A 12,704-nucleotide genomic window follows, 5' to 3' on the forward strand; every position below is an offset into this window, starting at 1 on the left:
CAACGGCGGCTAGCGCGCTTCGACGTTGTCCAGCGCGCGGTTCGCCAGCATGGCGCCCATTTCGATCAACTGCAGGATGCCCAGGGCAACGTGTCGTCGCGAGCCGTCCAGGTCGAACGCCAGGTCGTGGATCATCGCGTTGGCCGAGGCGAGGGTTTCGCTGAGGTTGGCAAGCAGGGCTTCGGTGTCGACACCGTTGATCACCGTGAAGAGTTGGCTTGGGTCAGGTGTCGGTTTGCAGGATTTGGGCTTGAGGTAGTAATCGAGGGCGCGATCGGCGGCTTTGTCGAATTCTTTCGGGTCGGCTGGATCGGTGTCGGGTGGATTCGGGGTTACTTTGAACATAGATGAAACTCCAGATAAGAATTGGAGCCATCATCCTCGCTACCAAACGAAGGGTGGTGGCCATACGAAGGTTGGTAGACCGGTTACCTGGCAACCCGGCGCGTCCGAGGACGCCCTGCGCATGACCACCATAAGACAGAGGGTGTAGAAGTCCCCTGTATGAGGCTGCACTTGCACCAGAAAGCCGGGCTACCAAACCCGATCGCTGATTTTCAGCGACCGAGCAACAGTAAAGCCCGGCCCCAAGGCGCACAAGCCGGCGGATTCTGGCGTAGTTGTAGGCAACGACGCAAGACGATGTAGCCCGAACCCGAGGGATCCTACAACCGAATAAACAAGGCCCGCTGCTGGAGCTGCAATCTGGTATGTCCCAAAACCCGTGGCGAGGGAGCAAGCTCCCTCACCACAAAAGCAACTCGCATGTCTGAGGCGTGCGGCTCAGCCCTTCGCCGCCATCGCCGTCACTTCCACTCGCATCCCTTCGACCGCCAGGGCCGCCACGCCGACAGCCGCGCGTACAGGCCAAGGCTTGGCGAAGAAGCGCTTGTACACCTCGTTGAACGCCGCGCGATCGGCCATGTCGGTGAGGTAGATGGTCAGGTGCAACACGCGGTCCATGGAGCTGCCGGCACGTTCCAGTGCGGTCTTGAGCGCCTGCAACGTGCACTCGCTCTGCAGCGTGATGTCGCCCAGTTCCAGGCTGCCGTCGGCGCGGGTGGGGATTTGCGTGGAAACCAGCAGGCCGCCGAAGCCGGCGACGTCGGAAGAGATGGAGTCCGTGTCCGGGTCGGGAGTGAACGTGATGTCTTGGTTCGCCATGGAAGTCTCTAGCTCGTCAAAGAAAAAAGGCCAGCCACTTCAAAGCGACTGGCCTGCCAGTTTAGCGCCGATCTTCGAGCTGTCAGCGATTTCCTCTGGCGTGGGCCGCGGTCACCGTCGGCCCTGAACCATGCGCCTGGCGGTCAGCACATGTTCCAGTTGCGGTTCGTCGACAGCCACGTGGGCGGCCATGTGTCGCGCTTGCTCCCAATCCAGATCAGGGCGCAACCATTCGAGGGCATTTTCCCCGGTGAAGGCCAGCAGCCGCTGCTGTTGATTGGCAATGTCGCCATACGTCACCAAGGCCAGTCCGTCACAACCGTTGGGCGTTTCGCTGGCCTGGGCCAGGGCGGCGAGGAAGATGGGCGACGACTGCCGCGAAGTCGTATAGCTCAGGCGCTTGGCCTGGGCGGGCGCGCTGGTGTCCGCGGCTTCTTCATACCAGCCGTCCACTGCCACCAGGACGCGGCCGTCGCGCTTGATCCGGTCAAATACCTTGGAGCGCATTACCAGGTGCAAGGGCAGGTGCGTCAGCGGCGGCATGGTGCCCATCGACCAGACGGGCGACCACCCCCAGCGAACCTTGATGCTCTCCAGATGCCCGCCACGGTTGCGGATGGCACTGACCTGCATGTTCGGCTTGATCACGCTTTGTCGATCATGGAGCGCAGGAGCTGCCGCGGCGTGAAGACTGTCGGCCGACAGGCCTGGGTTGTTGTGGGCGCCGAAGGCATCCCGCTGGGCAAAGAACGCCAGGGAATCCTTGGCAGAGACAGGCTGAACGAAACATTCACACATCGCGAAAACTCCAGGCAGATTTGGACTTTCACCCCGCCGTGAAAGCCGCGGGACCGAGTCATCCTCGGTGGGCTGCGGCGGTGTTATGTAGCTCCGAGCCGGTACGCCAACGCTTGGTTCGAAAATCCTTGTCGTGATCGGATGAGCGGAAATCAAACGGCATTTCATTCAGTTACGCGACCACTCATCGTCTTCGCGGAGAAGAGCCTCGTTCTCCATGCCTGTGCCTGAATACTGGTTGGCATGTGACCTCGTACAGTATTATCCAGCCCGCAATCCGGCAGTCCCAAGCCCCGGAATGGGTTACCCAATGGAATCAGGGAGAGATGGATGTACCTCTATCAAAAATCCGGCCGTTGTATTTTGCTGGCCGGCGCGTTGCTAATGAGCGGTTGCACTTCTTTTTTGCAGGGCAAGCAGTATGTCGTTCCCGGTCCGGATGAACCCTTTGCAACGGTTCGCCTCAAGGCTGGAAGTGGTGCGAGACTGGATGCCATGACGTTCAGTGACAATGGATGCTATGCGGGTTACACCGTCCTGCCCTCTAACGGCGGTTACATCGAATCGCGTGTCGCCGTGAATAAGGAGCTGATCCTCACTTATTGGAAGGTCGCAGGAAACAGCGCTTGTCAGATACCGTTCTCCTTCACGCCACAGAAGGGCGCCACCTATACCTTAATCGAAGATTTCTCGATCAAGCCCAAGGCAGGTATTCTTCCCATTCTTGACCGCGACGAGTATTTCTGCGGCGTAGGCGTGCTCAAGAAAGTTGGCGACCAAGAGAGCGTCGAACCCATTCAGAAGCTGCAAATCAAGACTGGGTTCGCATGCCTGAAGTTCGTTAAATAGGGGAAACGGGGAGAGCCCACGATTATGAGACAGTCCGATGACAGGTGAGCCCAAATCGTAGGTCTGTCTCCGGTTTCCGCAGAACTTTAACAAGCGTCCAGTCAAGTCATCTACCCATCCAGCTATCAGCACGAGGATGACTGTTTGCCGCCCATGCCGTAAGGTTCGCTACCAAAATCACCACAGCCTTCCAGTGGTGGTCATACAGCAAGGAGAGCGAATAATGACCACCTTCAAATCATCAATCCAAAACGTAGCTGCGGCCATCGGCCTCATCGCAGCAGTGACAGTCGGGGGATGCGTGATGATCCCTTACGACACTCCGGAATCAAAAGCCCAAATCCAGCGCGATCTGAAAATTGCACCATCGGATATTCAAGCCGTGTCGGAAACGAACTGGTGCTTGTTCCCATATGGAAGCGAAGGCAGCTGCAGGGCCACTCAAGGCCTGGGAGTGTTGACCAGCAAAGGCCTGATCCTCAGCCTCTACAACAACCACACCTACACTGAAACCGCACGCATCCTCCCAGAACAAGTGCAGTGCGTGAAGACAGTTGGTGGTCGCACTGGAGTCGAACCGTTCGTTGTATTTACCAAAGACCGAGCGATCATGCTCGCCGTCATTACGCCAGGTGGACAAATGAATGTGCCTGTGAAGGTCAGTTTCTTTGATTATCTGACGAAGCCAGGGCAGCACGTCTTCACTGGAACGGATGGTGGATATGTGCGCAAGTCGGGTCGACAGCAAACCGTAGGCGGAATGGTGTCAGGCACTGCCATCCCGTGGCATACAACACTCGACGTAACCGAGGTTTTCAACCCTTGCCCGAAGGTTACAGATTAATGAGGAGTGGTGCGTTCCCTCGCAAGCGGTGCGCGCAGGCCGAAGCCCGTAGGTGTGAAGGATGAATGCCCGAAGGGCCGAGACTCCCCGGCGGCTCGGCTCGCGACGGCCGCCCTCGAAGATGCACAGGCAGCAGGTACAAGGCTTTTAGCATCCGCTCAAGCGTCTGAAGTCCCTAGGTCGACAGCAGCGCCACCCATTGACATTAATTGGGGAACGGGGACAAATCACGATTATGAGACAGTCCGACTGTGAGCCAAAATCGTGGTCTGGCCCCGATTTCCTCCCTGTTTTTTTGGGGGCGGCGATCTTACGTCAATGCACATCTCCGTCGAGCTAAACGGCAGCGTGACGGGCTGCTGTCGGCCAATAGCGGACGGTCACAGACGAATAGCCTTTAAGTCAGACATCCTCACATTGTGTTCGAAATTTGGAAAAGTCTTTCCCTGATTCGCTCCTGTTTCCAGAAAACCCTCGAACCTAAAGTACGTCCTGCCAGCAACATCACACTTTCTTTAGGAAATCTCATTATGAAAACGGCAATGATCATCGTCGCACTCTTGGGCTTCAGCTCTGTGGTAGCGGCACAGGACGGCGCTGCAAATACTCAACCTGTAGAGCAATACGGTTATGGCACCCACCTTGATGTCGCCAAGGTCATCTCTGAAGACCCGGTGCCAGATGTTTGCGCTGTAGTGCCGACGTACATGACCTACCAGGATTCACAAGGAAAACAGCACGTACTGGCCTATGACGTCATGGGCCGTTGCAGCCAGGGCTAAGTCAGATGTTCGCCCATCATTGCGCCTCGGAGAGTGGTCTCATCGAGGCGCAAATACTTTTTTGCCACGCATTGTTTCAATCGATTAGTGCTTGGGCCGTGGCTGCCAGCTGACTGCCAACCCGATCTTTCAGCGTTTCAATAAACCGGGTAATTTTTGCATCGACAAACTGCCGAGAGGTATAGACGGCGTACACGTTGCGCTCATAGGTATGGTAGTCAGGCAAAACCTGCACTAGCTTGCCGGAACGCAAATCGTCGATGGCCGTGAACCCGGCCAGCAAGCCAATCCCCGCGCCCTCTCGAATGGCAAGCGCCATCGCATCCATATCGTTGACGCTGAAACTTGGACCTGTCGGGACAAATGTCGCGTCCCCCGCTTTGCTCTTTAGCTGCCACTCATCCCGCACATAGTCCACGGTACCCAACAAAAGACACTGGTGATCGCGCAGATCTTCAGGCGTCTCCGGGGCCGCGTGCCGGGCCAGGTAGTCTGGCGACGCCACCAGCACACAATGGCTGACACCGATCTTTTGGCTGACATACGCCGAATCGGGGAGCGCGCGGGCGATCAGAATCGAGACATCCAGTTGGTCTTCCAAAAGGTTAGGCATGCGTTGCGAGAGCAATAAATCCACGGTCACTTCCGGGAATTGCTGGCGGTATTCCAGCACGGCCCCGGTGACCAGATGCCGGGCTAGTCCGGGAACGCAATGCACCCTCAGTGTTCCTCGAGGTTCCAGCGCGGCATTGCTGGCTTCGGCTTCGGCACTCTCCAGATCAGCCAGAATTTTCGTGCAGCGCTCATAGAACCGTCGCCCCGCATCGGTGACCGACAGGCGTCGGGTCGAGCGTTGCAACAGGCGCGCATCGAGCACGTTTTCCAGCGCAGAGACAGCACGCGAGACGTTACCGACCGTGGAATTCAGATGATTGGCCACGGCCGTGAAACTGCCCATTTCGACAACCTTTATGTACACCGACATGTTCGAAAGCTTATCCATCGCGACCTTCCTGTAGATCTGACGCTCACCCGTGATAACGCGCATTTTTACCGGATCCTACACGTTCGGCTCGCCACTCGATATTACCTCTGGCGACAACAATGATTCCCTCTGGCCCGTCTAAATCAATGGGCCCTCCTTCCATAGACTTGGTTGCACAGGCCGCCTGAACAGGCGCCGGGTTTCATACGAATCTCTGATAACCAACTGAAGGGCACATCATGAAAACCTCCTACGACCCGCTTTATCTTTTCATCGGTGGTGAATGGAAAAGTGCCGAAGGGCGCGATACTGCCGCCGTCGTCAACCCGGCAACCGGCCGGGAAATCGGGCGCGTCCCACTCGCCACCGCAGGCGACCTTGATCACGCCTTGGAAGTGACTCGCCTGAGCTTCGAGCAATGGCGCCAGACCGTGCCTGACAAACGCGCCAAGATCCTCAAGCGTGCCGCCGACCTGATCCTCGAACGCGCACCGCAGATCGCCGCGCAGATGACCCTGGAGGAAGGCAAGCCGCTGAATGAAAGCCTGGATGAAGTGACCCGCGCGGCGGATTATTTCGAATGGTTTGCCGAAAGCGCCCGGCGTATCGATGGCCGTGTGGTCCCGGCCAACCGTCCAGGCGTGTTGCAACTGGTCAAACGCCAGGCCATCGGCCCAGTGGCCGCATTTACACCGTGGAATTTCCCGGCCATCACCCCGGCACGCAAGCTCTCGGCAGCGCTGGCCGCCGGTTGCAGCGTCATTCTCAAACCCGGTGAAGAAAGCCCCTCCACAGCGCTGGCCCTGGCGCGTGCACTCGACGATGCTGGATTGCCCAAGGGTGTGCTGCAAGTGGTCTTCGGCGTGCCGGATCAAGTGTCCAGCCATCTGATCGCCTCGCCGATCATTCGCAAAGTGACCTTCACCGGTTCAGTGCCGATCGGGCGCCTGCTGTCTGCACGCGCTGCCGAAGGCGTGAAGCCCATCACCCTTGAACTCGGTGGGCACGGACCGGTGCTGGTCTTCGAAGATGCCGACATTGAAAAAGCCGCTATCGAAGGCGTCGCGAACCGCTTTCGCGGCACCGGGCAGGTGTGCATTTCATCCACTCGGTTTTTGATCCAGCGTGGCGCCTATCAAGCCTTCGTCGATCACTTTGTCGCGGCGACCCAAGCCCTGAGAATCGGTGACGGCCTGCATCCGAATACTCAGGTCGGACCTTTGGCCAACCCAAGGCAATTGGCAAAAATGGAAGAACTGGTCGCCGATGCCGTCGAGAAAGGTGCACGGGTATTGGTCGGTGGCGAAGCCTTGTCAGGCGAGGGCTACTTCTTCCAACCCACGGTTCTGGCAGATGTACCGATAAGCGCCCGCGTCATGCACGAAGAGCCTTTTGGCCCCATCGCCGTACTGATGCCGTTCGATGAACTGGCCGATGGGCTGCAAGAAGCCAACCGCCTGCCCTACGGGCTCTCGGCCTACGCGTTTACCTCCAGCGCGCGCACGGCCATTGATGTCGCCGACGGATTGGAGGCCGGAATGATCGGCATCAACCAATACCGCATCGTCGCGACCGAACTCCCGTTCGGCGGCATGAAAGAAAGCGGTCACGGCTCCGAAGGCGGCATTGAAGGCATCGAACACTATCTCACCCACAAATTCATCAGCCAGGTTTAAGGAACTCGCCCATGTCCAAGCTCAACTTCAGCAGTCCTCGCGAAGCCGCGCGCGCGTTCACGCCAAAGCTGTCGCAATTCGTCGACTCGACGCTTTATCCGCAGATATGGAGTGACCCGGCGCTGTCCCCGCGCGACCGTAGCCTGATCACCGTGGCAGCATTAATTGCCGCTGGGCACTCGGAAGAGTTGCCAGCCCACTTACGCCGTGCGGCTGGCAACGGTGTGACCCAAGACGAACTGGGGGCAGCCATCACGCACCTGGCGTTCTACGTGGGCTTCCCTGGCGCCATCACTGCGTCTGCTATTGCCAACGCCACGTTCAGCGAAACGGAGATCAACTGAATGAAAGCCATCAACATCAGAGAATTCGGTTCGCCAGACGTCCTTGAACTCGTCGAAGTCGCCAATCCTGAAGTCCGTCCTCACGACCTGCTGGTACGTGTCTATGCCGCCGGGGTGAACCGTGCGGATCTGACTCACCGGACCGGAGGGTACGGCCATCCGAATTTCGGTGACTCGCTGATCATCGGACTGGAAATTGCCGGCGAAGTGATCGGCAAAGGTAAAGCGGTGACGGGGTTCGAGGTCGGAGATCGAGTCATGGGCGTGGTCGGCGGCGGTGCCTACGCCGAGTTGGCACGCATCGATTACCGCATGGCGATGCACATCCCCGCGCAGCTTGACTATGTACACGCAGCAGCCATTCCCGAGGTCTTCGTCACGGCGCATGAAGCAATGATGCACCTGGCTCAACTCAAGGCTGGCGATTCGGTGCTGATTCACGCGGCCGCCGGCGGCGTCGGATCAGCCGCGGTGCAGTTGGCTTACGCCACCGGCGCCACGGTGTATGCGACGACCGAAGGCAGCAAGTTGGCGCGTGTCGAGCATTTGGGCGCTGACGTGGCGATCGATTATAAGACGCAGGACTTCGCTGAAGTGATCGCTGACAAAACCCAGGGTCGCGGCGTCGATGTGATCATCGACTTTATCGGTGAGCCCTACTTCGCCCGCAACGTCGCGTCCCTTGCACGCGGCGGCCGCCTCATTCAGGTGGGGATTCTCGGCGGTGGCGGCAACGTTACGGTGGCGCTGGAGGACATTCTTTATCGCCATTTGCAAATCATCGGTACGGTCATGAAGTCGCGCACGCAACCGGAGAAACACGCCATGATCAAGCGCTTCCGCGAGCACTGGCTTGATCGCTTCGAGGGTGCCGGAAGCCTTGAGCCGGTTGTTGATAGCACCTTTGCGCTAGCACGGGCTGCCGATGCGCATCGCCGGATGGAGTCTTCCGAAAACGTCGGGAAAATCATTTTGACGATGCAGCTTGAAGACTTGCTTTAAGTCTGGCCACATTGGGGATAGAGCTGAAAAAAGGTGCCCTTAGTGGGTACCTTCAACGGGTTGGGGACCACCTCTGAGCAGTGCGTTCTAAATCGGCTGATCGCGACAACCGGGCCAATCGTGACAGGCAGCTATTGGCCGAAAGCGGTCGGCAGCAATCGGCCAGAAGCGGTCATCTGGATCGGGTGGAATCGGGGCCGAGGATTACGCTCTCAGCCCCATAAATGCCGGTCAGACAGTTACCACGATTTTGCCGATTTGTTGATTGGCTTCAAGGAAACGGTGGGCATTCTGGATGTCGCTAAGCGCGAATGTCTTGGCGATGATCGGGCGCAACGCACCAGACTTCAGCCCTTGCAGAATAAATGCCTTCGCTTTTTCCAAGGCTTCTAGGTCGGCCACAATCTCTGCATAGAGATAGCCCTTCAAGGTCAAGCTTTTGCCCAGCACTGTAAACAGTGGGAATGGCGTCGGCTCAGGGCTAAGTGCGCCGTATTCCAGCAAGATTCCGCCTCGCGCCATGCTCTGCGTGAGGGGGGCAAAGGACGGCCCGCCTACAGGATCGAACACAACACGGGCGCCTTGACCGGCAGTTATCGCCATAACACGCTCGACGATGTCCTCTTCATCGCTGACGATGACGTGCGCAGCGCCAGCATCAAGTAGGGCTTGCTTTTTCGCGCTGGTTCGAGTGATCGCAATCGATATGGCTCCGACCATACGAGCAAGTTGGAAGGCGGCCAGGCCAACACTGCTTGATGCAGCGGTGATGATGACAAAGTCGTCCTGCCGCAGCTTCGCTTGTTCGATCAATGCCCCCCAAGCAGTGACGTATTGCATCCAAGACGCAGCAGCCTCTTCAAAGGACAAGTTCTCAGGACTCTTTACCACCAGGTGAGCCGGTACATTGGCCAGCTCGCCGTAGGTGCCCCATCGAGCGATATCCAAAGGCGGGATCACAGCGACTTTGTCACCAATCTTGATCTCCGTTACGTCGCTACCAACTGAAACCACGATGCCAGCGGCCTCATAGCCTAAGCGGCTAGGGAACTCGGCCTCCTGTAGATAGGCGTGATTGCGAAACATCACTTCGGCCCGGTTCAAGCCAATAGCTTTAACACCAATCTGCACCTCGTTTGGTGCCGGTGCCGAAACTTCCAGATTTTCCAGCTTCAGAACGCTGGCATCCCCGTATTCGTGGATTCTGACAATGCGTGCCATCTTGGATACCTCGTTTATTAATGGGCCTCGATGTAAACCCGGAATGTCTCCGGCCACTCGAAGGGTGACGAGAATTTAGCCATTGGTAGGGAGGGGATAAAGGCCTACGATGGCTCATGACTAAAAACAAGGTGTTTATAATGGATCGCCTGACGCAGATGGCTACGTTCGTCAAAACAGTTGAGCTGGGTTCATTCAGCGCCGCTGCGGACGATCTGAACTTGTCCCCTCAGCTGGTAGGGAAACAGGTGAAAATGCTCGAACAACATCTCGGTGTCTCCCTACTGCATCGGACTACGCGCAGGCAAAGCCTCACTGACTTCGGCAGGACGTTCTACCAGCGCGCAAAAATAATCCTCGCAGACATGCAGTCCGCCGAGAGCCTGGCGGCCCTTACGCGTGGCACACCAAGCGGTCGCCTTCGTATCAACGCGCCGGTTACGTTCGGGATTCGCGCGCTTTCGCCACGCCTGCTGGAATACATGGTTCGATATCCACAGGTGTCTGTCGACCTAACTCTATCGAACGAGCTGGTCGATATCGTCGATCATGGTTACGACGTGGTCTTTCGCATCGGCGAGCTGGTGAGCAGTGGGTTGAAGGCGATGCCGTTAGAGCCCTATCAAATGGTTTTGTGCGCTGCACCGTCCTACCTTGCACGTCGCCCACCCATCACGAATCCATGGGATCTACAGCAGCAGGAGTGTCTGGGTTTTACCTATTCTGATGGTCGCTCGCACTGGAGCTTCGATAGCCAAGAGGGGCGTATCGATGTTCCCATTACAAGCAAATTGACGATTAATCAGGGTGACCCACTGCTGGCAGCAGCTGTAGCGGGTCTGGGTGTGGTTCTACAGCCGATAGAGCTGGTTAGCGATGCATTGCGTGATGGGACGTTGGTGCGTCTGCTACCGCAGTATCCAGTGCCGACCACCTCAATGCATATGCTTTACGCCCCTGACCGAAGAATGACCCCAAAGCTGCGCAGCTTCTTGGAGTTCGCACGTGAGGCGTTTGGGCAACGAGGCCCTCTCTAACTACAGGAGAATCAATGTCCGCTTCTGGCCCAGAGTGTGTAAAAACTCCAAAGCCAGCTCGGATGATTAAAAATCGCGTTCCATATGAAATTCAGGTCTGTCGACTAGCCATACGTTTTCAGAGGTGACGTAGGAGTACGCACTTCGATTTTTTTTGCGGTGCTTTTAAACCTCCTGGACCCAAAGCGGTCGGTCACGAATGCAGCAACAACTGTCTCGGCAAAACGCGCGTTGCCGCATCTGTCCGGCGTCAGTAGGATTCGGTCATCGCTGACATAAATGGATGTGCGTATGGAAAGCATGCCGAGACTGGAAATTGAGCGCGTTGCGTATCAAGAGTTTTTAACTCTTTGGGAACGCGGAACATTCGAGAGTCGTTCGCTCACCCCCAACGCGTCCCCAACACAATCCCCTGCGTCTTGAACCCCTCAAGCGCCGCCACCCCGATCGGCATTAACTCCCGCGCCGTCACGCCGGCTATCTCTGCCAACGCAACCAGATGCTCCCGCCCGCTGCGCCGATGCTCCATCAGCGACACCAACAACGCATAAGCCATCGGCGCCAGGCGTGAAAAATTCACGTGTCCGGCATTGCGTTGGAGCAGGACCAAGGTCGGCGCCGCCGGTTTTTCGGTGGGTTGATAGCCCGGTCCGATATCGCACACCGGCCATTCATAGGCATGTACGCGCGCAAGCTCCGATACTACGGGCGTTCCCTCGATCAGGTCGCCGTGGGGGTTGTGTGACGGCTCCACCGCGTCGCTCAGCAGCAGGGTGCTTTCGCTCCATTCGTGCTGTGCCAGTTCGGGCAGCCAAGCGGGATAGTTGTGCAGGCTTGCGCGTTGCTCCAGGTAGGTGACGAACTCGCCGGCCAGTTGGGTGAAGAGCGGCGTCTGGCAGCGGAAGTTGGCGTAGAAGTCGTGGACCAGCCATCGCCAGTCGGCCGGTGGCAGGGTCCGGTGGATGACCGGGAAGCTGGCGGCCAGCAGTGATTCGATGCTGCCGATGAACAGTTGCCGGTAGACGGCCAGGCGTCGGGCTTCGATCCCCGGCGGTGGTGGGTTTTGGGGGTTGCGGACGTAGTCGGCCATGCAGTTGAGTTGTTCGAGCAATTGTTCAGGCATGGCGGGCCTCCGCCGTTGCCGGGCAAGCGCGTTGTTGAAGATTTTTGATGTGCTCGACTTCGGCGAGCAGCTCCGAGAGCGGAGGAAAGTTGAAGTCGCGTTCCAAGAGCGTCGGCACCGGGCCAAATCGTTGGTAGGTCTGGTGCAGCAGCGCCCAGACGTCCTGCTTGACCGCCGCGCCGTGGGTGTCGATCTTCAAGTCGTCGGCTTCGTCATAGTGGCCGGCAACGTGCAGGTAGGTGACGCGTTGCGCGGGAAGGGCGGCCAGGAATTTCGCGGCGTCGTAACGGTGATTGATGGCGTTGACGTAGAGGTTGTTGACGTCCAGCAGCAGGTCGCAGTCGGCTTCCTGGAGGACGGCATTGATAAAGTCTATTTCGCTCATGGCCTGGAAGGGGGCGGCGTAGTAGGAGATGTTCTCCACGGCGATGCGTTGACCCAGCACGTCCTGGGTCTGGCGAATGCGCGCGGCGACGTGGTGGACCGCTTCTTCGGTGAAAGGGATCGGCAAGAGGTCGTAGAGGTGGCCGCTGTCGGAGCAGTAGCTCAGGTGCTCGCTGTAGATCGCCACGGCATAGCGATCGAGGAACCGGCGTGTGCCGCGCAGCAGTTCCAGGTCGAGGGGTTGCGGACCGCCGAGGGACAGTGACAGTCCATGGCAGGTGATGGGGTGCCGTGCGGCCAGTTGGTCCAATTGTTCAGCGTAGACGCCGCCGACACCGATCCAGTTGTCCGGGGCGCATTCCAGGAAGTCCACGGCCCTCGGTGCCATTTCCAGCAGGTCGCCTAGCATGGCGCGGCGCAGGCCGAGCCCGGCGCCGCTGGGTGAAGTGAAGGTACTCATCGCAGTTCTCCAGGGATGACCAAACCCTCCCGGCG

14 protein-coding genes are annotated in these 12,704 nt (G+C 58.1%); 7 read left to right on the plus strand and 7 right to left on the minus strand.

Features of this window, described 5'->3' with window-relative positions; translation table 11 throughout:
- Nucleotides 1-9: 9 nt before the first annotated feature.
- The 3 genes from VQ575_RS10050 to VQ575_RS10060 all read right to left on the minus strand — a co-directional run bounded on the left by VQ575_RS10050 (nucleotide 10) and on the right by VQ575_RS10060 (nucleotide 1,962).
- Nucleotides 10-345, minus strand: coding sequence for a DUF6124 family protein (locus tag VQ575_RS10050; RefSeq protein ID WP_325919571.1), 336 nt, complete (start codon nucleotides 343-345; stop codon nucleotides 10-12).
- A 438-nt stretch (nucleotides 346-783) separates the two neighbouring features.
- On the minus strand, nucleotides 784-1,164 hold the full coding sequence (locus tag VQ575_RS10055) for a RidA family protein (protein WP_039592932.1): 381 nt from the start codon (nucleotides 1,162-1,164) through the stop codon (nucleotides 784-786).
- A 111-nt stretch (nucleotides 1,165-1,275) separates the two neighbouring features.
- Nucleotides 1,276-1,962: an SOS response-associated peptidase family protein gene (locus VQ575_RS10060; protein WP_039592933.1), complete on the minus strand. Its 687-nt coding sequence runs from the start codon at nucleotides 1,960-1,962 to the stop codon at nucleotides 1,276-1,278.
- A gap of 330 nt (nucleotides 1,963-2,292) precedes the next feature.
- Between VQ575_RS10060 and VQ575_RS10065 the strand changes: the two genes are divergently transcribed.
- The 3 genes from VQ575_RS10065 to VQ575_RS10075 all read left to right on the plus strand — a co-directional run bounded on the left by VQ575_RS10065 (nucleotide 2,293) and on the right by VQ575_RS10075 (nucleotide 4,437).
- The gene (locus tag VQ575_RS10065) at nucleotides 2,293-2,811 is read left to right on the plus strand and encodes a hypothetical protein (protein ID WP_045155680.1); all 519 of its coding nucleotides are present in this window, start codon (nucleotides 2,293-2,295) and stop codon (nucleotides 2,809-2,811) included.
- A gap of 223 nt (nucleotides 2,812-3,034) precedes the next feature.
- Complete coding sequence (locus VQ575_RS10070; protein WP_325919573.1) at nucleotides 3,035-3,655, plus strand: hypothetical protein; 621 nt, start codon at nucleotides 3,035-3,037, stop codon at nucleotides 3,653-3,655.
- A gap of 530 nt (nucleotides 3,656-4,185) precedes the next feature.
- Nucleotides 4,186-4,437, plus strand: coding sequence for a DUF2790 domain-containing protein (locus VQ575_RS10075; protein ID WP_039592936.1), 252 nt, complete (start codon nucleotides 4,186-4,188; stop codon nucleotides 4,435-4,437).
- Nucleotides 4,438-4,513: 76 nt separating this feature from the next.
- Here VQ575_RS10075 and VQ575_RS10080 read toward each other — a convergent pair whose 3' ends face one another.
- Nucleotides 4,514-5,440 carry a LysR family transcriptional regulator gene (locus tag VQ575_RS10080; protein ID WP_039592937.1) on the minus strand — a complete coding sequence of 309 codons (927 nt, stop codon included), beginning with the start codon at nucleotides 5,438-5,440 and terminating at the stop codon, nucleotides 4,514-4,516.
- A gap of 221 nt (nucleotides 5,441-5,661) precedes the next feature.
- Between VQ575_RS10080 and VQ575_RS10085 the strand changes: the two genes are divergently transcribed.
- The 3 genes from VQ575_RS10085 to VQ575_RS10095 are packed head-to-tail and all read left to right on the plus strand — an operon-like array spanning nucleotide 5,662 to nucleotide 8,444.
- On the plus strand, nucleotides 5,662-7,098 hold the full coding sequence (locus VQ575_RS10085) for an NAD-dependent succinate-semialdehyde dehydrogenase (RefSeq protein ID WP_325919576.1): 1,437 nt from the start codon (nucleotides 5,662-5,664) through the stop codon (nucleotides 7,096-7,098).
- An 11-nt stretch (nucleotides 7,099-7,109) separates the two neighbouring features.
- Nucleotides 7,110-7,442: a carboxymuconolactone decarboxylase family protein gene (locus VQ575_RS10090; protein ID WP_039592939.1), complete on the plus strand. Its 333-nt coding sequence runs from the start codon at nucleotides 7,110-7,112 to the stop codon at nucleotides 7,440-7,442.
- Nucleotides 7,443-8,444 carry an NAD(P)H-quinone oxidoreductase gene (locus VQ575_RS10095; RefSeq protein ID WP_325919578.1) on the plus strand — a complete coding sequence of 334 codons (1,002 nt, stop codon included), beginning with the start codon at nucleotides 7,443-7,445 and terminating at the stop codon, nucleotides 8,442-8,444. It abuts the gene before it with no gap.
- A 231-nt stretch (nucleotides 8,445-8,675) separates the two neighbouring features.
- Here the strand turns inward: VQ575_RS10095 and VQ575_RS10100 are convergent, their stop codons facing one another.
- Entirely contained in the window at nucleotides 8,676-9,665 is a 990-nt protein-coding gene (locus VQ575_RS10100) for a zinc-dependent alcohol dehydrogenase family protein (protein WP_325919579.1), read from the minus strand.
- Between the two features lie 140 nt (nucleotides 9,666-9,805).
- Between VQ575_RS10100 and VQ575_RS10105 the strand changes: the two genes are divergently transcribed.
- Complete coding sequence (locus VQ575_RS10105) at nucleotides 9,806-10,702, plus strand: LysR family transcriptional regulator (RefSeq protein WP_039593042.1); 897 nt, start codon at nucleotides 9,806-9,808, stop codon at nucleotides 10,700-10,702.
- Nucleotides 10,703-11,084: 382 nt separating this feature from the next.
- On the opposite strand, the gene VQ575_RS10110 is transcribed toward VQ575_RS10105, so the two are convergent.
- Nucleotides 11,085-11,825 (minus strand): HvfC family RiPP maturation protein, encoded by a 741-nt coding sequence (locus VQ575_RS10110; protein WP_325919581.1) that lies wholly within the window; start codon nucleotides 11,823-11,825, stop codon nucleotides 11,085-11,087.
- Nucleotides 11,818-12,669: an HvfB family MNIO-type RiPP peptide maturase gene (locus VQ575_RS10115; RefSeq protein ID WP_039592943.1), complete on the minus strand. Its 852-nt coding sequence runs from the start codon at nucleotides 12,667-12,669 to the stop codon at nucleotides 11,818-11,820. The genes VQ575_RS10110 and VQ575_RS10115 overlap by 8 nt, the downstream gene beginning before the upstream one ends.
- Nucleotides 12,670-12,704 lie beyond the last annotated feature (35 nt).

The organism is Pseudomonas frederiksbergensis, assembly GCF_035751725.1.
Taxonomy (GTDB): domain Bacteria; phylum Pseudomonadota; class Gammaproteobacteria; order Pseudomonadales; family Pseudomonadaceae; genus Aquipseudomonas; species Aquipseudomonas frederiksbergensis_A.

Excerpts from the sequence above, each read along its gene's own strand:
- VQ575_RS10100 (WP_325919579.1), bottom strand. The coding sequence starts at position 9,665 with ATGGCACGCATTGTCAGAATCCACGAATACGGGGATGCCAGCGTTCTG.
- VQ575_RS10055 (WP_039592932.1), bottom strand. The coding sequence starts at position 1,164 with ATGGCGAACCAAGACATCACGTTCACTCCCGACCCGGACACGGACTCC.
- VQ575_RS10060 (WP_039592933.1), bottom strand. The coding sequence starts at position 1,962 with ATGTGTGAATGTTTCGTTCAGCCTGTCTCTGCCAAGGATTCCCTGGCG.
- VQ575_RS10115 (WP_039592943.1), bottom strand. The coding sequence starts at position 12,669 with ATGAGTACCTTCACTTCACCCAGCGGCGCCGGGCTCGGCCTGCGCCGC.
- VQ575_RS10090 (WP_039592939.1), top strand. The coding sequence starts at position 7,110 with ATGTCCAAGCTCAACTTCAGCAGTCCTCGCGAAGCCGCGCGCGCGTTC.
- VQ575_RS10085 (WP_325919576.1), top strand. The coding sequence starts at position 5,662 with ATGAAAACCTCCTACGACCCGCTTTATCTTTTCATCGGTGGTGAATGG.
- VQ575_RS10080 (WP_039592937.1), bottom strand. The coding sequence starts at position 5,440 with ATGGATAAGCTTTCGAACATGTCGGTGTACATAAAGGTTGTCGAAATG.
- VQ575_RS10070 (WP_325919573.1), top strand. The coding sequence starts at position 3,035 with ATGACCACCTTCAAATCATCAATCCAAAACGTAGCTGCGGCCATCGGC.
- VQ575_RS10095 (WP_325919578.1), top strand. The coding sequence starts at position 7,443 with ATGAAAGCCATCAACATCAGAGAATTCGGTTCGCCAGACGTCCTTGAA.
- VQ575_RS10105 (WP_039593042.1), top strand. The coding sequence starts at position 9,806 with ATGGATCGCCTGACGCAGATGGCTACGTTCGTCAAAACAGTTGAGCTG.
- VQ575_RS10065 (WP_045155680.1), top strand. The coding sequence starts at position 2,293 with ATGTACCTCTATCAAAAATCCGGCCGTTGTATTTTGCTGGCCGGCGCG.
- VQ575_RS10050 (WP_325919571.1), bottom strand. The coding sequence starts at position 345 with ATGTTCAAAGTAACCCCGAATCCACCCGACACCGATCCAGCCGACCCG.
- VQ575_RS10110 (WP_325919581.1), bottom strand. The coding sequence starts at position 11,825 with ATGCCTGAACAATTGCTCGAACAACTCAACTGCATGGCCGACTACGTC.
- VQ575_RS10075 (WP_039592936.1), top strand. The coding sequence starts at position 4,186 with ATGAAAACGGCAATGATCATCGTCGCACTCTTGGGCTTCAGCTCTGTG.